The 20,626-nt window shown below is 42.4% G+C and carries 18 protein-coding genes; all 18 read left to right on the forward strand.

What is annotated here, in order from left to right; all coding sequences use genetic code 11:
* The first annotated feature begins 83 nt into the window (after window positions 1-83).
* The 18 genes from HMPREF9378_RS10730 to HMPREF9378_RS10645 all read left to right on the forward strand — a co-directional run bounded on the left by HMPREF9378_RS10730 (window position 84) and on the right by HMPREF9378_RS10645 (window position 20,594).
* A complete protein-coding gene (locus HMPREF9378_RS10730; protein ID WP_002899696.1) occupies window positions 84-1,142 on the forward strand; it encodes a DNA cytosine methyltransferase in 1,059 nt (352 codons plus the stop codon).
* On the forward strand, window positions 1,132-3,036 hold the full coding sequence (locus HMPREF9378_RS10725; protein ID WP_002899697.1) for an ATP-binding protein: 1,905 nt from the start codon (window positions 1,132-1,134) through the stop codon (window positions 3,034-3,036). The genes HMPREF9378_RS10730 and HMPREF9378_RS10725 overlap by 11 nt, the downstream gene beginning before the upstream one ends.
* A complete protein-coding gene (locus HMPREF9378_RS10720) occupies window positions 3,033-3,431 on the forward strand; it encodes a hypothetical protein (protein WP_002899698.1) in 399 nt (132 codons plus the stop codon). The genes HMPREF9378_RS10725 and HMPREF9378_RS10720 overlap by 4 nt, the downstream gene beginning before the upstream one ends.
* Before the next feature lie 25 nt (window positions 3,432-3,456).
* Window positions 3,457-3,618 (forward strand): type II toxin-antitoxin system RelE family toxin, encoded by a 162-nt coding sequence (locus HMPREF9378_RS11830; RefSeq protein WP_002899700.1) that lies wholly within the window; start codon window positions 3,457-3,459, stop codon window positions 3,616-3,618.
* Window positions 3,619-3,806: 188 nt separating this feature from the next.
* Complete coding sequence (gndA, locus tag HMPREF9378_RS10710; RefSeq protein WP_002899701.1) at window positions 3,807-5,231, forward strand: NADP-dependent phosphogluconate dehydrogenase; 1,425 nt, start codon at window positions 3,807-3,809, stop codon at window positions 5,229-5,231.
* Between the two features lie 9 nt (window positions 5,232-5,240).
* Window positions 5,241-5,930 carry a response regulator transcription factor gene (locus HMPREF9378_RS10705; RefSeq protein WP_002903255.1) on the forward strand — a complete coding sequence of 230 codons (690 nt, stop codon included), beginning with the start codon at window positions 5,241-5,243 and terminating at the stop codon, window positions 5,928-5,930.
* A 287-nt stretch (window positions 5,931-6,217) separates the two neighbouring features.
* The gene (locus HMPREF9378_RS10700) at window positions 6,218-8,410 is read left to right on the forward strand and encodes a PTS transporter subunit IIBC (RefSeq protein WP_002903254.1); all 2,193 of its coding nucleotides are present in this window, start codon (window positions 6,218-6,220) and stop codon (window positions 8,408-8,410) included.
* A 17-nt stretch (window positions 8,411-8,427) separates the two neighbouring features.
* The gene (locus HMPREF9378_RS10695; protein ID WP_002903253.1) at window positions 8,428-9,243 is read left to right on the forward strand and encodes an endonuclease/exonuclease/phosphatase family protein; all 816 of its coding nucleotides are present in this window, start codon (window positions 8,428-8,430) and stop codon (window positions 9,241-9,243) included.
* A 171-nt stretch (window positions 9,244-9,414) separates the two neighbouring features.
* Window positions 9,415-9,888, forward strand: a complete 474-nt coding sequence (gene nrdR, locus HMPREF9378_RS10690; protein ID WP_002894570.1) for a transcriptional regulator NrdR — start codon at window positions 9,415-9,417, stop codon at window positions 9,886-9,888.
* On the forward strand, window positions 9,889-11,043 hold the full coding sequence (locus HMPREF9378_RS10685; protein ID WP_002903252.1) for a replication initiation and membrane attachment family protein: 1,155 nt from the start codon (window positions 9,889-9,891) through the stop codon (window positions 11,041-11,043). It abuts the gene before it with no gap.
* A complete protein-coding gene (gene dnaI / locus HMPREF9378_RS10680; RefSeq protein WP_002899709.1) occupies window positions 11,044-11,943 on the forward strand; it encodes a primosomal protein DnaI in 900 nt (299 codons plus the stop codon).
* The gene (locus HMPREF9378_RS10675; protein WP_002899711.1) at window positions 11,940-12,656 is read left to right on the forward strand and encodes an NADPH-dependent oxidoreductase; all 717 of its coding nucleotides are present in this window, start codon (window positions 11,940-11,942) and stop codon (window positions 12,654-12,656) included. Before dnaI ends, HMPREF9378_RS10675 begins: the two co-directional genes overlap by 4 nt.
* A 42-nt stretch (window positions 12,657-12,698) precedes the next feature.
* On the forward strand, window positions 12,699-14,009 hold the full coding sequence (gene der / locus HMPREF9378_RS10670; protein WP_002899712.1) for a ribosome biogenesis GTPase Der: 1,311 nt from the start codon (window positions 12,699-12,701) through the stop codon (window positions 14,007-14,009).
* A 127-nt stretch (window positions 14,010-14,136) separates the two neighbouring features.
* The gene (locus HMPREF9378_RS10665; protein ID WP_002899713.1) at window positions 14,137-17,238 is read left to right on the forward strand and encodes a DEAD/DEAH box helicase; all 3,102 of its coding nucleotides are present in this window, start codon (window positions 14,137-14,139) and stop codon (window positions 17,236-17,238) included.
* 54 nt (window positions 17,239-17,292) lie between these two features.
* Window positions 17,293-17,952: a hypothetical protein gene (locus HMPREF9378_RS10660; RefSeq protein ID WP_002894576.1), complete on the forward strand. Its 660-nt coding sequence runs from the start codon at window positions 17,293-17,295 to the stop codon at window positions 17,950-17,952.
* Between the two features lie 280 nt (window positions 17,953-18,232).
* Window positions 18,233-19,567: a UDP-N-acetylmuramate--L-alanine ligase gene (gene murC / locus HMPREF9378_RS10655; protein WP_002913235.1), complete on the forward strand. Its 1,335-nt coding sequence runs from the start codon at window positions 18,233-18,235 to the stop codon at window positions 19,565-19,567.
* Between the two features lie 11 nt (window positions 19,568-19,578).
* Window positions 19,579-20,091, forward strand: a complete 513-nt coding sequence (locus HMPREF9378_RS10650; RefSeq protein ID WP_002913236.1) for a GNAT family N-acetyltransferase — start codon at window positions 19,579-19,581, stop codon at window positions 20,089-20,091.
* On the forward strand, window positions 20,091-20,594 hold the full coding sequence (locus tag HMPREF9378_RS10645; protein WP_002913237.1) for a GNAT family N-acetyltransferase: 504 nt from the start codon (window positions 20,091-20,093) through the stop codon (window positions 20,592-20,594). The genes HMPREF9378_RS10650 and HMPREF9378_RS10645 overlap by 1 nt, the downstream gene beginning before the upstream one ends.
* Window positions 20,595-20,626: the final 32 nt, after the last annotated feature.

Genomic DNA, 20,626 nt, shown 5'->3' on the forward strand with positions numbered 1-20,626 from the left:
TTTGACTTAATTTCACAACTGATTTTTAAGTTGATTTATGGTATAATGAATGATAAAAAGCAAAAAAATAATAGGAGGCCGATATGAAAATAAATGCAATTGATTTATTTTGTGGCGTAGGCGGTCTAACGTATGGAGTTCAACAAGCTGGGATAAATGTGGTTGCTGGCTACGATATTGATGACAAAAGCAAATTTGCATACGAATATAATAATGACGCAAAATTTATTTTAAAAGATATAAAGGAAATTGAGGATGATGAAATTTTAGCTTTGTATCCAAAAGATACAGATATAAAAATATTGATTGGTTGTGCTCCCTGTCAACCATTCTCGTCCTATAGCCATAAATACCAAAACAACGAGAATACTCTAAAAAAAATAGATCTATTAGATTACTTTGGAAAACAAATTGAACTTGTACAACCGGATATAGTTTCAATGGAAAATGTTCCTCAAATGGAAAAGAGGGAAGTTTTTCAGCGTTTTAGAACTTTATTAGAAAAGAATGGTTATAAGGTAACTTTTAAGGTCGTGTACGCACCAGAATATGGTGTGCCTCAAATGAGAAAACGCCTACTTTTACTTGCTTCTAAATTGGGTGATATCTCATTACTTGAACCAGAATTTAATTCAGAAAGTTATCCGACTCTTCGTGACGCAATTGAAAACTTACCGAAAATAAAAGCTGGGGAAACATATGCTAAAGATCCATTGCATAGAAGTAGAAATATGTCTACTTTAAATTTAAAAAGAATCCAACAATCAAAACCTGGTGGTACGTGGAGAGACTGGGATGAAGATTTACTTTTGGAAGCGTACAAAAAAGAAAGTGGGCAGTCGTTTGGTTCAGTTTATGGTCGATTAGAGTGGGATAAACCAGCTAATACCATTACTACTCAGTTTCCTGGCATAGGTAATGGTCGCTTTGGCCACCCAGAACAAGATAGAGCACTTAGTCTTCGAGAGGGGGCATTACTCCAAACCTTCCCCTCAAATTATCAGTTTGTTAGCCCTAAACAGGGTGGGAATTATCCAATAGGCCAAGTAGCGTTACAAATTGGGAATGCAGTGCCACCTAAATTAGGTGAGATTATTGGTAGAAGTATTATAAAACATTTGGAGGAACTTGATGAATTCTAACAAAGAGTACCCTATACATATTAGTCCCGAAATTTTGGAGCTTTTAGGACCTAGTCTTTATACAAATATTTATTATATATTAGCAGAACTTATTGCAAATAGTTATGATGCTGATGCGGAAAATGTTTGGTTAGATCTGTCTGGAGATTCCATTATTATAGAAGATGATGGACATGGTATGACTTATGCAGAGACAGTTAATAAATATCTTGAAGTTGCAAAATCAACAAGAAATACAGAAGCTGAATCAAAGAGTAGAAAATTCCAGAGACCTAAAATGGGAAGAAAGGGAATAGGTAAACTTGCGGCTCTGGCTGTTTCAACTGAAGTTAATGTAAAAACTAAGTCAAATGGTGAATTATCTGGTTTTGTTTTAACAAGAAATGTCCCAAAAGATCGTAACCTTCATCCAATTCCAGAATCAGAAATCACATTTTCAAATATTTCTGAATCAGGTACTAGGATTGAGATGCTGAATTCGGAATTTAAGCTACCTGCTACGACAATAACAGTAAAAAATAATCTAGCTAAATTTTTCCCTCAGTTAAGTTCAAATCCTAAAAATCCATTTGTACTCCATATTAGGGGAAAAGATGGTATTAATAAAAAATTAGATAATTTCGTGGATTCATTGGCGACATCGTTAGATTCTCTATTATTATTAGGAGAAGATAAGTATGCTATTTTAGATAAATTTGAAAAGACTGCACCAAAGTATGCAAAAGATAATCTGAAAAAAGAACCACCTCGAACTCTTTCTTATAATATAAATAATAATCAAGGAGAACAAGAAAATAGAGAATTGAAGATAGAAGGTTGGATTGGAACATACCATACAACAAGAGGATTAAAAGCAAAAGAATCTTCCGATTTTCCTGATAATTTTTTAGCTATTTATTCAAATGGAAAGTTAGGTCAATTTAATATATTAAACGAAATTGGACAAAATCGATTGAATGAAGTTTATGTTGTAGGTCAATTGTATGTTGATGAATTTGAGGAAACTAATTTACCCGACATGGCATTAAGCAACAGGCAAGGGTATAAAACTGATGATATCAGATTTCAAATTTTCCTTGCAGAGGCTAAAAAGCTCCTTACCCAAGTTCTACAATTGAAAGAAAAGGCAATTAAAGCTAAAAATAAAAAATCTGAAAAAAGTAAAAAGGAGAAAAAAATAAAAGAAGAGGAACTGTTATCTAAAAAGGTAGAGACGTCAATTGAGTATATGGAAAAGGTTATCCAAACTCAGAGTTTTAATAAAAAAGATGCAGAAAAGATTTTTACAGATTTGGGAATTAAAAAAATTGCGACAGATCAAGATAGTAGAAAAATTTTAATTAGTCATACGAGGAGTGATCAGCAATTAAACAATGTTTTATACGGCTTATTATTGTTGAATGGCTTCTCTCCAGATGAAATTATTTACACAAGTGATCCTAGCTACAACTCAGTTGTACCATATGGACTAGATGTTTTCGAGTATCTTAGAGAGTTTTTTATTAAGAGTTATTCAAAGAAAGAAATATATGTGTTGTATGTTTACTCTGACAATTCTTCTAAAAGACCTGGAGTTTTACAGGAGATAGGAGCCGGTTGGGTTGTTAAGACTAAACATGGAATTATTAAAGCTGGAAAAACTAATCCTGAACCTCCTTTGAATATCTCTATCACTTATCCTAGTATTTATTTAGATAAAAAAGACAATAGGGTGTTTACGACAGAAAATCACTTTAGAGTTTTGTATGCGTTGATTGACTCTATTTGCTCAATGTTTAATAAAGAGATTAAGTCTTTTGAGGAAAATAGGGATTATTTTGAAAATAATAATGGAGCTATTATTGATGAAAGTTCATTTGATTGCAAAATAAATAGTGAGGAGATAATTCTATGAAAGAATCAAAATTAAAACATATAGATATAATTCAGTCAACGATTAGTCGGATGGCGCAAAATTCATTTACAATCAAAGGTTGGACCATCACAATATTAGTTGGATTATTTGTTTTTTTACAAAAGGATAATTTTAGAAATAATATGATCATTTATCTAGTTCCGATAATATTTTTTTGGATCTTGGATTCTTATTATTTATGGCAGGAGCGTCTTTTTAGGAAGTTATATAACGATGTAATAGTTAATGTAACTGAAGAATCAGATTTGTCTATGAATATTATACAATATAAAAATACTGTTAAATTTTTTAGTTCATTGTTCTCAGTATCAGAAATAATGGTTTATTTGCCACTTTTATTAATTACATTGTTGCTTTTATGCAACGGGAACTGAAAGCAGGTTAAATGTCGATTTTCCTATGGCGCCTGGAAAATATTTGTCAGGTAATCTCTCTGGCTATGTGCGCTTTCGTGTAAGCTCTTATCGGATTATTGCAAAGGTTGATGATGAAGATTTTGTAATTCTGAATGTTCACGTAGGAAAGAGTTCAAAAGTCTATCTGTTTAGAGAGCAAGATTGAACCTAAGTTCATTTAAAAAATCGGTCATCTTACTTTGCTCTTTACTGTCCCCCCCTCCACAACCAAGTTCAGTTTCATCTGAGCTTGGTTTTTCTATTCATCCACCCTCACAATCCGTCACCGACTTAATACTTTCTTTTAAGCCCTAAAAATGATAAAATAAGACAAACAAACTATAGGAGAACATAATGACTAAAGCAAATTTTGGTGTTGTTGGTATGGCTGTTATGGGCCGTAACCTTGCCCTAAATATCGAATCTCGTGGCTACACAGTTGCCATTTATAATCGCTCAGCAAACAAGACAGAGGACGTCATTGCCTCTCATCCTGAGAAAAACTTTGTGCCAAGCTATGATGTAGAGTCTTTTGTGAACTCTATTGAAAAACCGCGTCGGATTATGCTGATGGTTCAAGCTGGTCCTGGTACCGATGCGACTATTCAAGCGCTGCTCCCTCACTTGGATAAGGGCGATATCCTGATTGACGGTGGGAATACTTTCTACAAAGATACTATTCGCCGTAATGAAGAGTTGGCTAACTCTGGTATCAATTTCATCGGTACAGGTGTTTCTGGTGGTGAAAAGGGCGCATTGGAAGGGCCATCTATCATGCCGGGTGGTCAAAAAGAAGCTTATGAGTTGGTAGCGGATGTCTTGGAAGAAATCTCTGCTAAAGCTCCTGAAGACGGTGCACCATGTGTGACCTATATCGGTCCTGATGGCGCTGGTCACTATGTAAAAATGGTCCATAACGGAATTGAATATGGAGATATGCAGCTTATCGCTGAGAGTTATGACCTTATGCAGCACTTGCTGGGCCTTTCAGCTAGTGAAATGGCAGATATCTTCACAGAGTGGAACAAAGGCGAACTGGACAGCTATCTGATTGAGATTACAGCGGATATCTTGACACGCAAGGACGATGAAGGTCAAGATGGCCCAATCGTTGACTACATTCTGGATGCGGCTGGTAATAAAGGAACTGGTAAGTGGACCAGTCAATCTTCTTTGGATTTAGGTGTGCCGCTGCCATTGATTACTGAGTCAGTCTTTGCGCGTTACATTTCTACCTACAAAGATGAGCGTGTGGCTGCCAGCAAGGTATTGCCAAAACCAGCTGCATTCACCTTTGAGGGAGATAAGGCGGAGTTGATTGAAAAGATCCGTCAGGCTCTGTACTTCTCAAAAATTATGTCTTATGCTCAAGGTTTTGCTCAATTGCGTGTAGCGTCTAAGGAAAACAACTGGAATCTGCCGTTCGGTGAGATTGCTTCTATCTGGCGTGCTGGCTGTATCATCCGTGCCCGCTTCTTGCAAAAGATTACAGACGCATACGGCCGTGATGCTGACCTTGCAAACCTGCTCTTAGATGAATACTTCATGGATATTACGGCTAAATATCAGCAGGCAGTCCGTGATGTTGTCAGCTTGGCTGTGCAAGCAGGAGTACCAGTGCCAACCTTCTCTAGTGCCATTGCTTACTTTGATAGCTATCGTGCGGAAAATCTGCCAGCGAATCTGATTCAGGCGCAGCGTGATTACTTTGGTGCTCATACATATAACCGTAAAGACAAAGAAGGTACCTACCACTATTCTTGGTACGACGAAAAATAGGATAGGCCTATGGCAAAGCGAATTTTACTAGTAGAAAATGAAAAAAATCTTGCCCGATTTGTGAGTTTGGAACTGCAAAAGGAAAGCTTTCTTGTAGATTTAGCTGAGACTGGTCAAGAGGGGCTAGCTCTGGCTAAAGATGCCGATTATGACTTGCTTCTGCTCAACTATAATCTTCAGGATATGACTGCCAGCGACTTTGCTCAGCAGCTGAGTTTGATTAAGCCAGCGTCCGTCATTATCGTCCTGGCTAGTCGCGAAGAGATTGCAGAGCAGCAGGAAGCAATCCAGCATTTTGCCGTTTCATACGTAGTCAAGCCTTTCATTATCAGTGACTTAGTGGAGCGTGTCTCTGTCATTTTCCGCGGGCGTGACTTTATCGACCAGCACTGCAGCCTCTTGAAAATTCCGACCTCTTATAGGAATCTGCGAGTGGATATTAAAAATCACACGGTTTACCGTGGTGAGGAAGTTATCGCACTGACGCGGCGGGAGTACGATCTGTTGGTGACCCTGATGGGCAGCAATAAGGTCATGAGCCGTGAGCAGCTGCTGGAGCGTGTCTGGAAGTACGAGAGTGCAACGGAGACCAACGTTGTAGATGTTTATATTCGTTATCTGCGCAGTAAAATTGATGTGGAAGGGCAGCCAAGCTATATCAGAACCGTTCGCGGTGTTGGTTATGCCATGCAAGAATAAAAATTCAAAACTCTGTTCTCCTTAGGGAGACGGAGTTTTTTGCGCTTGTTACAGTATTGATAGGAGAAATAATGCGGACTTTCTGATTATTCTATGCAATCGTTTTCGTTGAAATATAGCAAAAATATGTCTCGTAAAAAGGGATTTTAGCCTTTGGAATGCAAAAAAAGAGAAAATATTTTTATAAAAGCCTTTACAAAATAAAAAATCGTGCTATAATAGAAGTATCGACATGCAAACGATTTCACAAAAACGGACTTGTTTGCAAAAAATATAAGGAGGTCTGAATGATGAAAGATTCATTCAAGAACATTTTTAGCTTTGAATTTTGGCAAAAATTCGGTAAAGCTTTGATGGTGGTCGTTGCTGTTATGCCGGCAGCAGGACTGATGATTAGTATCGGTAAATCGATCCCGATGATTAATCCAAATCTAGGTGTTTTAGTCACTATCGGTGGTGTTTTAGAGCAGATTGGTTGGGGGGTTATCGGTAACCTGCATATCCTCTTTGCTTTGGCTATTGGTGGAAGCTGGGCAAAAGAACGCGCAGGCGGTGCCTTCGCAGCAGGTCTGTCCTTTATCCTGATTAACCGTATCACTGGTGTTATGTTTGGTGTTACCAGCGATATGCTCTCAGATAAGGCTGCTGTAGTTAAAACAATGTTTGGCGCATCTATTAAGGTTTCTGATTATTTCATCAGCGTTCTGGAGTCACCAGCTCTGAACATGGGTGTCTTTGTCGGAATTATCGCTGGTTTTGTTGGAGCGACAGCTTATAACAAATACTATAATTTCCGTAAATTACCGGATGCCTTGTCATTCTTCAATGGTAAGCGTTTTGTACCTTTCGTTGTTATCTTGCGCTCAGTAATCGTAGCAATTGTTTTGTCATTCGTATGGCCAGTTGTTCAATCAGGTATCAACAGCTTTGGTATTTGGATTGCTAACTCACAAGATACTGCACCAGTTTTGGCACCATTCATCTATGGTACTCTGGAACGTCTCTTGCTTCCGTTTGGTTTGCACCACATGTTGACCATTCCAATGAACTACACAGAACTAGGCGGTGTTTATCACGTTATTACTGGTTCTGGTGCGGGAACAACTGTAGCTGGTCAAGACCCTCTATGGTTGGCTTGGGTAACTGACTTGGTTGGTACGAAATCAGCTGATCCTTCTACTTACCAACACTTGCTTGATACAGTTCATCCAGCTCGATTCAAGGTTGGTCAGATGATTGGTTCATTCGGTATCCTTATGGGGGTAGCGGCGGCTATCTATCACAATGTGGATGCTGACAAGAAGCACAAATACAAAGGTATGATGATTGCGACTGCTTTGGCAACCTTCTTGACAGGGGTTACTGAGCCAATCGAGTACATGTTCATGTTCGTTGCAACACCGCTGTATATCATCTATGCATTTGTACAAGGTGCTGCGTTTGCAATGGCTGACATCGTTAACCTTCGTGTGCACTCATTCGGTTCTATCGAATTCTTGACCCGTACTCCTATGGCCATCAATGCTGGCTTGGGAATGGATATCATCAACTTCATTTGGGTAACTATCCTATTTGGTGTTGTGATGTACCTCATTTCTAACTTCATGATCAAGAAGTTCAACTATGCAACTCCAGGACGTAACGGTAACTATGAAACAGCAGATGGTTCAGATGAAGCTTCTTCATCAGAGTCAACTGGCGGTAAAGTTGCTGAAGCTTCTCAAGCAGTAAATGTTATCAATCTTCTGGGTGGTCGCGCTAATATTGTAGATGTAGATGCATGTATGACTCGTCTGCGTGTGACTGTCAAAGATGCTGAAAAAGTTGGAACAGAAGAACAGTGGAAAGCTGAAGGCGCTATGGGCTTAGTTATGAAAGGTCAAGGCGTTCAAGCTATCTACGGACCAAAAGCTGACGTTCTCAAATCTGATATTCAAGACTTGTTGGATTCTGGTGAAGTGATTCCTGAAACACTTCCTAGCCAAAAAGCAGAATCAGCAGCTGCCGAAGTTACTTACAAAGGTGTGACTGAGGAAGTTGAAACTGTTGCGGACGGTCAAGTCATTGACTTGGTAAATGTTAAAGATCCAGTATTCTCACAAAAAATGATGGGTGACGGATTTGCAGTTGAGCCTGAAAATGGTAAGATTTATTCACCAGTTGCTGGTACAGTAACTAGCGTCTTCCCTAGCAAGCACGCTATCGGTCTTGTGACAGATAACGGCTTAGAAGTCTTGGTACATATTGGTTTGGAAACTGTTAGCCTTGAAGGTAAACCTTTCGAAGTTCATGTTTCAGAAGGTCAAAAAGTTGCAGCTGGAGATCTCCTAGTCACGGCTGACTTGGAAGCGATCAAGGAAGCAGGACGTGAAACTTCAACAATCGTAGTCTTCACAAATGCAGCAGCTATCAAGTCTGTAACAGTAGAAAAACTTGGTCAAGCATCTGCTAAGACAGTTGTTGCTAAGGTTGAATTGTAATATAGAAAAGAGAAATCATGGCAAAATTCCTGACATTAAATACTCATAGTTGGATGGAAGAAGAGCAAGAAACCAAGCTTAATGAGCTTGCAGAACGCATTCTTCAAGAAAAATATGATGTCATTTGCCTGCAGGAAGTCAATCAATTAACGGAGTCTGAACAGGTTGTTCAGGCTCCTTTCTATCAGGCGGTTGAGGGCGCAATTGAGATCCATCAAGACCATTTTGCTCTATGTCTGGTAGAAAAATTGGCTGAAGCAGGATTGGACTATCATTGGTCCTGGGCCTATAATCATATTGGGTTTGATATTTACAACGAAGGAGTGGCAATTCTATCCAGAAAACCACTGACTCCTAGAGAAGTCCTGGTATCAGAGGCTAATGATCCTAGAGATTACCATACCCGTAAGGTCTTGCTAGCCGAGACTGAGGTAGATGGGCAATTGCTGACAATTGCCTCCTGCCATCTGTCTTGGTGGGACAAAGGTTTTCAGGGAGAATGGGCTAAGCTTGAAGAAGAGCTGCTAAAAGCAGAAACTCCTCTGGTTCTCATGGGCGATTTCAACAATCCAGTCGGCCAACAAGGCTACCAGACCATCTTGGCCAGTCCACTGAAGCTGCAGGATAGCCATACTGCTGCAAAAGAAGCTATCGGAGAGGCGACAGTAGAAGGGACTATTGCAGGCTGGGATGATAATAAACATGCTCTGAAGATAGACTATGTTTTCACTAGTCAAGGGATGGATGTTGAGCGCTCCGCTGTCGTTTTTGACGGGAAAGAAACCCCTGTTGTCAGTGACCACTTTGGTTTAGAAGTGCAAGTGGCATTATAATAGTAAAAAGATGAGGCAAGACTGAGAATGCAACAGATTTGTCTCGCTTTTTATTTTTGATAAACACATTTTTAGAGCAAAATGGTGAAATATTACACCCCAAAACGGCTGTCTTTTGTTATTCTTGAAAACGTGTTATAATGAAGTATTAGGATTCTAGGAGGAAATGGTATGCGTTGTCCGAAATGTGGTGGGAATAAATCAAGTGTAGTTGATAGCAGACAGGCAGAAGATGGAAATACAATCCGTCGCCGTCGTGAGTGTGAGGAATGTCAACACCGCTTTACGACCTACGAGCGTGTTGAAGAGAGAACCCTAGTTGTTGTCAAGAAGGACGGGACACGCGAGCAATTTTCTCGGGATAAGATTTTTAACGGTATTATTCGCTCCGCTCAAAAGCGGCCAGTATCTAGTGACGAAATAGAAGAGATTGTCAACCGAATCGAGCAAAAGGTCCGCAGTCAGAGCGATAATGAAATCAATAGTGAATATATTGGATCCTTAGTCATGGATGAACTGGCAGAGCTGGATGAAATCACCTACGTTCGTTTCGCCAGTGTTTACCGGAGTTTCAAGGATGTGGGAGAGCTAGAAAGCCTGCTCAAGCAGATTACTAAGGGGTCCAAGAAGAAAAAGGACAAATAAATGAAACCGAACCATCAGTTTTCTTTCTTGCGCAATAATGCAGTCAGCCCAGATATTGCTATCTTGACCAAGCTCTATCTGCCGATTTTGGGGAGAGAAGCAGCAGCACTTTATCTTTATCTGCTGTCTTTTGTGGATAATGGACAAAAGCAGCATCTCTTCAGTCAGATTCTTAATCATTTAGATTTTGGACTTAATATTTTAGAAGAAAGTTTTGAGCGTTTAGCGGCGATTAAGCTAGTAGATCTTTATCAAACAGATGACCACTATCTGGTTCAACTCCACCCAACCTTAACGACGGAGGAATTTTTCAGCCATAATGTGTACAGTCGGCTCTTGGAAAAGAAAATCGGTGAAGCTGCTGCAGATGCCCTGCGACCAGAAAATCCTAGTGGAGAGAAATTGGTCAAGCCTTTTATGCAGGTGTTTGGTATGGAAGCTGAGCAAGCAAGGGCAGTGCGAAAGGCCAATGATTTTGACTTGGAGTATTTCAAGCAACGGATGGCTCAGGACAATCTTCGCTTTGCCAATGAAAAGGAAGATTTGTTAGAATTGTTTGCAATTGCTGAGCAGAAGAAGTGGACTTGGTATGAGACCTATGTCTTGGCTAGAGAAACTGCTGTTTCTCAGGTTATTTCTACCAAGCGGATGAAGCAAAAGCTTGCTCAGAAGCCGGCAGAAGGTCAGTTTTCTAAGCAGGAGCAGTCTATTATCCAAGAAGCGAAACGAACATCACCAATGGTCTTCCTGGCAGAAATCAAAAAAATTCGTCAGGCTGCTATTACGCGGACGGAGAGAAAGCTTTTGCTAGATTTAGCTGAATTAGGCCTTTTGGACGAGGTTATCAACGTAATCTTGCTCTTGACCTTTAATAAGGTGGATTCAGCCAATCTCAATGAAAAGTATGCCCTCAAGGTAGCTAATGATTTTTCTTATCAAAAGGTGACGACAGCTGAGGAAGCAGTCTTGAAAATCCGTGAGCGCAACCAGCAGCCCCAGAACCGTCCAGCTAAATCTGGACAAGGCTCTACCAAGAGCAATGTACCTGACTGGAGTCAGCCGGATTATAAAAACGAAACGAGTGCAGAGAAGCAGGCCGAGCTAGAAGAACAGAAACGTCGGCTCTTAGCCAAACTTGAAGGAGGAGGCGAATAAATGGAGAAAATAGGACAGAATATGCCTCATATGAATAGGGTGCGGCAGTTTGACTATCAGGAGCTGGTCAAGCAGATTATGGCGGACCCAGATGTCGCGGCCTTTATCCAACAGGAAAAGCTGACCCAAGTTGAGATTCAGCGCAGTGTCTCCAAGTTTAACCAGTATATTACGGAGCGCAACCGCTTTTTGCTGGGGGATGAGACCTATATTGCTAAGGGCTATAAGCCAATCTTGGTGAAAAATGAAGGCTATGCGGATGTTGCCTATGAGGAGACGCCTGAGTTGATTGAGCAGGAGAGGCAGGAGGCCATTAGAAGCCGTCTCAATCTTATCAGCTTACCAGCCAGTCTCAAGGAAGCAAGCCTAGCTCAGGTGGATCTGGATGATGTTGGCCGCTACAAGGCTTTTGAACTGTTGACCAACTTTGTTGCGGAGTTTCCGAATTATCAGAAGGCTGTTTATCTTTACGGTGATTTTGGGGTCGGAAAAAGCTACATGATGGCTGCTCTGGCGCATGATTTGTCAGAAAAACGCAGTGTTTCAACGACACTGCTCCACTATCCGAGCTTTGTTTTAGATGTTAAGAATGCGATCAGCTCTGGCTTGGTCAAGGAGAAGATTGATCAGGTCAAGACAGCTCAAGTGCTGATTTTGGATGATATTGGTGCAGAGCAGTCTAGCCCCTGGATGCGCGATGAGATTTTGCAGGTCATTCTCCAACACCGTATGCAGGAAAATCTGCCAACTTTCTTTACTTCTAACTTTAAGTTTGCAGATTTGGAGCGTCACTTTGCCAGCTCTAAGAATGGCGATGAGACTTGGCAGGCCAAGCGGGTTATGGAGCGGATTAAGTTTCTGGCTCAGGAGGTGCGCCTAAAAGGAGAGAACCGCCGATGAATGAAACGATTAACTTGATGAATGCTCACACGTCTGTTCGCCGCTTTACGGAGGAGCAGATTTCGGATAAGGAACTCCGTGTCATCATTGATGCTGGGCGGGCTGCGTCCAGCTGGAAGAATTTCCAGTCCTATTCTATCATTGTGGTGCGAAGCAAAGAGAAAAAAGAAGCCCTCTTTGATTTGGTGCCCCAAGAAGCCATTCGGCAGTCTTCGGCCTTCCTGCTTTTTGTTGGCGACCTCAATCGTGCCCAAAAGGGCGTTCAATTGCATACGGAAGACTTTTATCCTGAGGGAACGGAGAATCTCCTGATTAGCTCAGTAGATGCCGCTCTGGCGGGGCAAAATACTCTCTTAGCGGCTGAAAGTTTGGGTTATGGTGGAGTAATCATTGGACTGGTTCGTTATGCTGCCAGTCAAATAGCAGAGCTTTTTAAGCTACCGGACTACACTTATCCGGTCTTTGGGATTGCTCTGGGAACTCCCAACCAGAACCATGCAGTCAAACCGCGGCTGCCTTATGAATCAGTGGTCTTTGAGGAAGAATATCGTGAACAGGATCGTTCAACTATCCAAGCCTATGACCGCGTACAGACTGAATATGCTGGTGAGCGGGCTAAGGAAACCTGGAGTCAGCGCCTAGCTACCCAATTTGGTCAGGAGCCAAATCAAGCTATCAACCAACTGTTCAAAGAAAAGAAATTAGAAAAATAGGGTGGAGTTTGGCTCTGTCCTAAAGAATGAAAGAGGAAAAACATGGCCTTACCAACTATTGCCATTGTCGGCCGTCCCAATGTCGGCAAATCAACGCTCTTCAATCGGATTGCCGGTGAGCGAATTTCTATTGTGGAAGATGTTGAAGGGGTGACCCGCGACCGAATCTATGCGACAGCAAGCTGGCTCAACCGTAAGTTTAGTATTATTGACACGGGCGGAATTGACGATGTTGACGCGCCTTTTATGGAGCAAATCAAACACCAGGCTGAGATTGCTATGGACGAAGCAGATGTTATCGTTTTTGTCGTGTCTGGCAAGGAAGGTATCACGGATGCGGACGAGTATGTGGCTCGCATGCTCTACAAGACCCATAAGCCGATTATTTTAGCGGTCAATAAGGTCGACAATCCTGAAATGCGCAATGAGATTTTTGATTTCTATGCGCTGGGCCTAGGTGATCCATTCCCAGTTTCCTCAGTCCACGGGATTGGTACAGGGGATGTTCTTGATGCCATCGTTGAAAATCTGCCAAATGAAGAAGTGGCTGAAAATCCTGATATGATTAAGTTTAGCTTGATTGGCCGTCCTAATGTCGGTAAGTCTAGCTTGATCAATGCCATATTAGGTGAAGAGCGGGTTATTGCCAGTCCTGTTGCTGGTACTACGCGTGATGCTATTGATACGGTCTTTACGGACAGTGAAGGTCAGGAATTTACCATGATCGACACGGCTGGTATGCGCAAGTCAGGCAAGGTCTATGAAAATACAGAGAAATACTCTGTCATGCGGGCCATGCGGGCGATTGACCGCTCAGATGTCGTTCTGATGGTGCTTAATGCTGAAGAAGGAATTCGTGAGTACGACAAGCGAATCGCCGGCTTTGCCCATGAAGCAGGAAAAGGTATTGTTATCGTTGTTAATAAGTGGGACACACTGGAAAAAGACAACCATACCATGAAAGACTGGGAAGAAGATATCCGAGACCAGTTCCAGTATTTGTCTTATGCGCCAATTATCTTTGTTTCTGCCCTGACCAAGCAGCGTCTCCATAAGCTGCCGGACATGATTAAGCAAATCAGTCAGAGTCAGAATACCCGTATTCCCTCTGCGGTCCTCAATGATGTTATCATGGATGCTATCGCGATTAATCCGACACCGACTGACAAGGGCAAGCGTCTCAAGATTTTTTATGCGACTCAGGTAGCGACCAAACCGCCAACTTTTGTCATCTTTGTCAACGAAGAAGAGCTTATGCACTTCTCTTACCTGCGTTTCTTGGAAAATCAAATCCGCAAGGCTTTTGTCTTTGAAGGGACCCCACTTCACTTGATTGCAAGGAAGCGGAAGTAGAGTTGGAAAACAGTAATTTGACAAACATACGTTTATATGTAAAAATGAAAGTAAGCATAAGAGCTTGCTTTTCTTTTTTTATGTCGAAAGTATGGTATAATGGTGAGATAAATGTAAGGTGGTAATTATGGCAAAATTAATTCCTGGTAAGATTCGGACAGAAGGAATTGCCCTGGTTGAAAACAATAAGGTAGTAATCCTTGAGGTCAGTGATTCACTTTTATATGCTCGTGTGGATGAGTGCAATCTGCGCTATAGCTTGGATGATGATGTCATCTTTTGTTATTGCGACTTTTTCCAGAAGAAAAAATATTGTGCCCATCTGGCAGCCTTGGAGTATTATCTGAAAAATGCTCCATCTGGAAAAGATGTGCTAAAGAGTATGGAAGAAGAGGAGTTGACCAGTCAGGAGACCCAAGAGCTGGTTTCTTTTGGAAGCTTGTTCTTGGATAAGGTCTTGCCGGATAAATCTAATCAACAGGTTCGTTACGAGCTCTCGGCTACTGGTCAAGAGGACTCTTATACTGGACAGTTTCTCTGGAGTCTCCGAATCAGTCGCTTGCCGGACGAGCGCTCTTATGTTGTCCGAGACGTTCTTTCCTTCCTTCGAACCTTGGAAAAGGGCGGACATTATCAGATTGGTAAGAGTTACTATGAGGCTATTCATTTGGAGGATTTTGATGAAGCCAGTCAAGATTTGCTCGTTTTCCTGCAAGGACTAGTGTCTGACTATCAGGGGCAAGATTCTTCTTTGATTTTCCCAAATGCTGGGCGCAATCTTTTCTTCCCGGCTAGTATCTTTGAAGAGGGGGTTATCTTCCTGATGAATCTGTCTTCTTTCCGCTTAGAGTACAGCCTTTATGACTACAGTGAAGTCTTTTTCCAAGATTTACATGAAGAGGCAGAAGTTTATACTTTCCAAGTGGAAGAGTATGAAGAGCATTTTGAGCTAGTCATTGCTGAGAAGAATTATAAGATGCTTTATGATGGGCAGTTTATCTTTTATGGAGATACCTTCTATCAGCTAAATCCTCAGCAGATAAGACTAATTAAGGCTTTACGGGAGTTGCCTATAGAGCATGATCGGTTGAAGCGCCTGCAATTCGACTTGTCAGAGAGAACGAAGCTGGCTTCCAGTCTGTCTGAGTTTAAAAAGGTTGGTCGGATAGAAGCACCTGAAAGTATGATGATTCATGACTTTACAGCCAAGTTTGACTTTGACATCGGTCCTGACAAGCGTCTGATTTTGGACACTGTCTTTGACTATGGAGACAGGAAGGTGACGACTCGTAAAGATTTGGAACGTCTGCCTTTTGCGGGTAATTTTGAGCATGAGCAGCAAGTCTTTAAGCAAATGCTGCAGGCAGGTTTTGTGGCAGATTTTTACAGTCAGCGACCGCCTCTGAAACCGGAAGAAATTTATCATTTCTTCTCGGAAGTGATTCCCAATTTTGAGGCTTTGGGCCATGTCAGTATGACAGAAGAGTTAGAGGCACTGGCACAGACAGAAAGTCCAAGGATCTCTGTCAAGATGAAGGGCGGCCTCTTAGATGTTGGTTTCGATTTTGCTGGCATTGCGCAGTCAGAGATTGACGCAGTTCTTGATTCGCTCTTTAAGGAGCAGGACTTCTTTATCAGTAAGTCTGGGCAAGTCTTGATTTTTGATGAAGAGACCAAGGAGATGATTCGGACTTTACAGCAGCTGCGGAGTAAGCGGACTAAAAATGGTTTCATTCAGACCAGCAGTCTGGCAGCTTATCAATTGGCAGAGTTTTTCAAGGGCAAGGATAGGGTACAGTTTTCAAAAGATGTGCAGCAGCTGGCCTTTGACCTGACTCACCCTGAGGAATTTCCTCTTCCTGAGCTGCAAGTCAAGGCTGACCTTCGGGATTACCAAGAGACGGGTGTCAAGTGGTTATCCATGCTGGATAAATATGGCTTTGGTGGCATCTTGGCTGACGATATGGGGCTAGGAAAGACCCTGCAGACGATTTCTTTTCTGAGTTCGCGTATAGATGACTCTAAGAAAGTCTTAATCTTGGCGCCATCCAGCTTGATTTATAACTGGAGCGATGAGTTTGCTAAATTTGCTCCACATTTGGATGTGGCGGTGGTGTATGGTCTGAAAAATGTTCGTGATGAGCTGATTGCGGAGAAGCATCAGATTACCATTACCAGCTATGCTTCTTTCAGGCAGGATGTGGAAGAATACAAGGATAACCACTTCCAGTATCTGATTTTGGATGAGGCTCAGGTGATGAAGAATGACCAGACCAAGATTGCCCAGTATTTGCGGGATTTTGAAGTGGAGCATACTTTTGCTCTTTCTGGGACGCCGATTGAGAATAATCTGGGAGAACTTTGGTCTATTTTCCAGATTGTCATGCCAGGACTTTTGCCAAGCAAAAAGGAATTTTTAAAACTGCCGGCTGAGAAAGTCGCTCGCTATATCAAACCATTTGTCATGCGGCGCAAAAAAGAAGATGTGTTGCAGGAACTGCCTGATTTGATTGAAGTCGCCTATCGCAATGAATTGGCAGATAGTCAGAAGACTATTTATCTGGCTCTGCTCAAACAAATGCAGGACAGAATTATCCATGCGACAGAAGATGAAATCAACCGCAGCAAGATAGAGATTCTGTCAGGTCTTATGCGCCTCCGTCAGATCTGTGATACTCCGAAGCTGTTTATGGAAGATTACGAGGGCGAGAGCGGTAAGCTAGAAAGTTTGCGGGAATTACTTGAACAGATACAAGATGGTAATCGTCGTGTCCTCATATTTTCACAATTTCGTGGTATGCTGGATATTATCGAGAGTGAGTTGGACAAGATGGGCATGGAGTCCTTTAAGATTACAGGCTCTACTCCAGCCAAGGAGCGTCAGGACATGACAACAGCCTTCAATGACGGCCAGCGTTCAGCCTTTCTAATCTCCCTCAAGGCTGGAGGTGTCGGTCTCAATCTGACCGGTGCTGACACAGTCATCTTGGTCGACCTCTGGTGGAATCCAGCGGTTGAGGCCCAGGCCATCGGCCGTGCCCACCGTATCGGTCAGGAGCGCAATGTCGAAGTCTATCGGATGATTACACGGGGTACGATTGAGGAGAAGATACAGGAGTTGCAGGAGAGCAAGCGCAATCTGGTTTCGACTATTCTCGACGGAGCAGAAGCCAAATCCAGTCTCTCTGTGGAGGAAATTCGAGAAATTCTGGGAATTTCGGCAGAATAGCTTGAAAAATAGCCTGAATAGTTTATAATAATGAAGGGTTGAAAGGAAAAAGATATGACTGATAAACAATTTCCTCTGGTGTCAGATGATGAAATCATGCTGACGGAAATGCCGCATATGAATCTTTATGATGAACTGGATCTCATTAGCAACATTACCGGAGACTATACAGACCGTAATTATTTGGAATGGATGCCGATTGTGGATTCCAGCAGGCATGCTCCCATCGCTGCCAGTCAGGCTATCAGAAGACCGCTGCAAAAGCAGTCTGCTTTCAAGGATTTTAAAAAGCCGATTGATAAGAAAGATCCAGCTATTCGTTATGCTGAGCAGGCACGCGAGGAAGCTCGGGCAGATTTGAAAAAGAAGCGTTCAGCGTCTTATCTGACCAGCGACCTTCCGACTAAGGTCCGCAGCAGAAAGCTTCCAACAGCTTCTAATGCGGAAAGACCGAAGCCAACAGCCCCTTTTCAGAAGAATACATCAGGGGAATTTACGAAGTTTGGCGACAGGCTTCAGCAGGATAACTATATTTTGGCAGATATTCAGCCTGAGTATAGCCCTCAGCCGCAGGAGCCAGAAGAAAAGCCTAAGAAAAACAATTATGATTTTTTAAAAACCAGTCAGATCTATAATCAGGATAGGGCTAAGGAGGAGCAGTTGAAGCATTCCAAGGCTCAAGAGCTGAATTTGACAGGCTTGGACAGCGAATAAAGCTGGCTTGCTCGAGTCTTTTCTGCCTACAATTTTCTGATGTATAAAGGAAATTGCTGTTTGCTTATGTAAATGTAAAATCTATCTGCATATAACATCCATCATCGGTTGAAAAAGACCGATGCTAGAAGCTAGGACTTACTGATTGGTCCGGCTTCTTTGGTGTTTTGGTGGTGCCTAAAAGCTTGTAAAGAAAGAAAATCCCTGCGGGCTGATGAGGGTCTGCGGAGATTTTCCTATTTGGATTTGCTTTTATGGCCTTGTATCTTAAGGAGTAATCATGACGAAAACCTATCATTTTATCGGGATTAAGGGCTCTGGTATGAGCGCTTTGGCTTTGATGCTGCATCAGATGGGCCATAAGGTTCAGGGCAGTGACGTTGATAAATATTATTTCACTCAGCGCGGTCTGGAGCAGGCTGGCATTTCCATTCTGCCTTTTGATGAAAAGAATATCCAACCAGACTTCGAAATTATTGCCGGCAATGCCTTTCGTCCAGATAACAATGTAGAAATTGCCTATGCAGACGCAAACGGCATCAGCTATAAACGCTACCATGAGTTTTTAGGCAGCTTCATGCGTGACTTTGTCAGCTTGGGAGTGGCTGGTGCCCACGGGAAGACCTCTACAACGGGTATTCTCTCCCATGTTCTCTCCAATATCACGGATACTAGTTATCTGATTGGTGACGGTACAGGCCGTGGTTCTGCCAATGCCAAGTATTTTGTCTTTGAGTCAGACGAGTACGAGCGTCATTTTATGCCTTATCATCCGGAATATTCGATCATTACCAATATCGACTTTGACCATCCGGATTATTTCACGAGCCTGGAAGATGTCTTTAACGCTTTCAATGACTATGCCAAGCAGATTACCAAAGGACTCTTCATCTATGGAGAAGATGAGCAGCTACGTCGGATTACTTCCAAGGCTCCGATTTACTACTATGGCTTCAAGGAAGAGGGCAATGACTTTGTTGCTCACGACCTCTTGCGTTCTACCAGTGGTTCAGGCTTCAAAGTTTCTTTCCGCGGGCAAGAGCTGGGTGAGTTCCAAATTCCAAGCTTTGGCCGCCACAACATTATGAATGCGACAGCAGTAATCGGCCTCTTGTATACTGCAGGTCTTGATTTGGATTTAGTTCGGGAACATCTCAAGACTTTTGGCGGAGTTAAGCGCCGTTTTACTGAAAAGATTGTTAATGAAACAGTTATCATTGATGACTTTGCTCACCATCCGACGGAAATTATCGCAACTCTTGATGCAGCTCGTCAGAAGTATCCAAGCAAGGAAATCGTGGCAATCTTTCAGCCGCATACCTTCACTCGAACCATTGCTCTCTTGGACGAATTTGCGGAAGCCCTCAATCAGGCTGACTCAGTTTATTTAGCTCAGATTTACGGATCTGCGCGTGAGGTGGACAATGGCGATGTTAAGGTCGAAGATCTGGCTGAAAAGATTGTGAAGCGGGCCAAGGTTATTGATGTGGATAATGTTTCTCCGCTTCTTGACCACGATAATGCCGTTTATGTCTTTATGGGAGCTGGTGACATCCAGACCTATGAATATTCCTTTGAACGTCTCCTGTCCAATCTTACCAGCAACGTTCAGTAGGAGGAGACTTGATGGAAGCACCGATTCGAATCAGACAGGCCGACTTGAGCGACTGGGTAGAAATTCTTGCAATTGAGCAGCTGAATTTTCCAGCAGCAGAAGCGGCCGGTGCAGAAGTTCTCAAAGAGCGGATTGAGCAGATTGCTGATACTTTTTTGCTAGCAGAGCTGCATGGTCAGCTGGCGGGCTATATTGTTGGACCAGCTGTTCAGGCGCGATATTTGACAGATGATCTCTTTAGCAAGGTGGGTGCTAATCCTCCAGAAGGTGGCTTCATTGCTGTCCAAAGTCTGTCCGTCCATCCAGATTTTCAGAGGCAGGGGGTCGGAACCTTGTTGCTTGCAGCTCTCAAGGAGATAGCTGTTCAGCAAAATCGAAAGGGCATTAGCCTTACCTGTCATGATGAGCTGATACCTTATTATGAGATGAATGGTTTCGTCCACGAAGGGATTTCTGACTCAACTCATGGTGGGGCTGCTTGGTCTGATATGGTGTGGGAAAATCCCAATTTTAAGGAGAAGTGATGATTATCCGTCAAGCTCAAATGGCTGACTTAGATGCCATTTATGCTATCGAATTGGAAAATTTCAGTCCAGAAGAGGCTGTTAGCCGCGAAAGTCTAGCAGCTCATATCCAAACCCTATCTTCAACTTTTTTGGTGGCAGAAAAGGACGATAAGATTTTGGGCTATCTGGAGGGACCTGTCCGTCCAGAACGTTATTTAAAGGACATTTCCTTTACAGAGGAGATTGAAGATTATAGTCATCTGGACGGCGGCTTTATCTCTCTGACCAGCCTTTCTATCTCGAAAGATGCTCAGGGGATGGGGGCCGGTCGCAAGCTATTGGAAGCTATGAAAGAGATTGCTATAGCAGATGAACGCCACGGCATCAATCTGACCTGCCACGACTATCTCACCGCTTACTACGAGAAGCATGCCTTTGTAAATGAAGGTTTGTCACAATCAACTTACGCAGGTGCCACTTGGTTTGATATGGTCTGGGAAAATCCTAGTCTCAAACTGTAAAAAAACCAATAATAAGCTAGAAAATCCTACTC

The sequence above is a fragment of the Streptococcus sanguinis SK1 = NCTC 7863 genome (assembly GCF_000194945.1).
GTDB classification, from domain to species: Bacteria; Bacillota; Bacilli; order Lactobacillales; family Streptococcaceae; genus Streptococcus; species Streptococcus sanguinis.

Bases quoted from the DNA above. Each gene is read 5' to 3' on its own strand.
- HMPREF9378_RS10675 (WP_002899711.1), top strand. From the start codon at position 11,940: ATGAATGAAACGATTAACTTGATGAATGCTCACACGTCTGTTCGCCGC.
- dnaI (WP_002899709.1), top strand. From the start codon at position 11,044: ATGGAGAAAATAGGACAGAATATGCCTCATATGAATAGGGTGCGGCAG.
- HMPREF9378_RS10720 (WP_002899698.1), top strand. From the start codon at position 3,033: ATGAAAGAATCAAAATTAAAACATATAGATATAATTCAGTCAACGATT.
- HMPREF9378_RS10665 (WP_002899713.1), top strand. From the start codon at position 14,137: ATGGCAAAATTAATTCCTGGTAAGATTCGGACAGAAGGAATTGCCCTG.
- HMPREF9378_RS10660 (WP_002894576.1), top strand. From the start codon at position 17,293: ATGACTGATAAACAATTTCCTCTGGTGTCAGATGATGAAATCATGCTG.
- der (WP_002899712.1), top strand. From the start codon at position 12,699: ATGGCCTTACCAACTATTGCCATTGTCGGCCGTCCCAATGTCGGCAAA.
- HMPREF9378_RS10730 (WP_002899696.1), top strand. From the start codon at position 84: ATGAAAATAAATGCAATTGATTTATTTTGTGGCGTAGGCGGTCTAACG.
- murC (WP_002913235.1), top strand. From the start codon at position 18,233: ATGACGAAAACCTATCATTTTATCGGGATTAAGGGCTCTGGTATGAGC.
- HMPREF9378_RS10705 (WP_002903255.1), top strand. From the start codon at position 5,241: ATGGCAAAGCGAATTTTACTAGTAGAAAATGAAAAAAATCTTGCCCGA.
- nrdR (WP_002894570.1), top strand. From the start codon at position 9,415: ATGCGTTGTCCGAAATGTGGTGGGAATAAATCAAGTGTAGTTGATAGC.
- HMPREF9378_RS10685 (WP_002903252.1), top strand. From the start codon at position 9,889: ATGAAACCGAACCATCAGTTTTCTTTCTTGCGCAATAATGCAGTCAGC.
- HMPREF9378_RS11830 (WP_002899700.1), top strand. From the start codon at position 3,457: ATGGCGCCTGGAAAATATTTGTCAGGTAATCTCTCTGGCTATGTGCGC.
- HMPREF9378_RS10650 (WP_002913236.1), top strand. From the start codon at position 19,579: ATGGAAGCACCGATTCGAATCAGACAGGCCGACTTGAGCGACTGGGTA.
- HMPREF9378_RS10725 (WP_002899697.1), top strand. From the start codon at position 1,132: ATGAATTCTAACAAAGAGTACCCTATACATATTAGTCCCGAAATTTTG.
- HMPREF9378_RS10645 (WP_002913237.1), top strand. From the start codon at position 20,091: ATGATTATCCGTCAAGCTCAAATGGCTGACTTAGATGCCATTTATGCT.
- gndA (WP_002899701.1), top strand. From the start codon at position 3,807: ATGACTAAAGCAAATTTTGGTGTTGTTGGTATGGCTGTTATGGGCCGT.
- HMPREF9378_RS10695 (WP_002903253.1), top strand. From the start codon at position 8,428: ATGGCAAAATTCCTGACATTAAATACTCATAGTTGGATGGAAGAAGAG.
- HMPREF9378_RS10700 (WP_002903254.1), top strand. From the start codon at position 6,218: ATGATGAAAGATTCATTCAAGAACATTTTTAGCTTTGAATTTTGGCAA.